Source organism: Dellaglioa sp. CoH-56-MRSF-12 (assembly GCF_056782075.1).
The window spans coordinates 1-367 of the sequence record NZ_JBXAYD010000041.1 but is presented as its reverse complement, the minus strand read 5'-3'; the positions used below and the strand labels follow the sequence as shown (position 1 = coordinate 367).

The 367-nt window shown below is 59.7% G+C and carries 1 protein-coding gene; it reads left to right on the top strand.

What is annotated here, in order from left to right; genetic code table 11:
• On the top strand, positions 1–367 hold a 367-nt coding region (locus AC1RPY_RS07725; protein ID WP_481763101.1), incomplete at both ends, for a hypothetical protein.

The following is a 367-nucleotide window of genomic DNA, read 5'->3' as shown; positions in this document are numbered from 1 at the left end:
CTATCGCACATGCCGCGCTGTCTGGGCTTGAGCCCGGTGAATCTGGAGCTGGCTATTTCAAATGCGAGTGGGTCCCGCTGCCCGCAGATGAATGGCGTGCGCTGCTCGAACGTGAGCTACAGCAAACAGCAGACGGTGAAAAGACGCCGACGCACGCAGCTCTGCGCCTGTTCGACATCGATATACCCGGAGCACAGGGCGATGGATTGACGGACAAGGGTGCAGGACGCCAAAGCGCGGAACACGCAATGGTCTCGCTGCTTGAAGCATTGGCCGATTACGCGGCTAACGGTGATATTCCGGAAGAAGCGTGGGACGCGGCAATCGTCGAGATGTCACGTAAAGCCGCAGAGCAGTCCCGTCCACC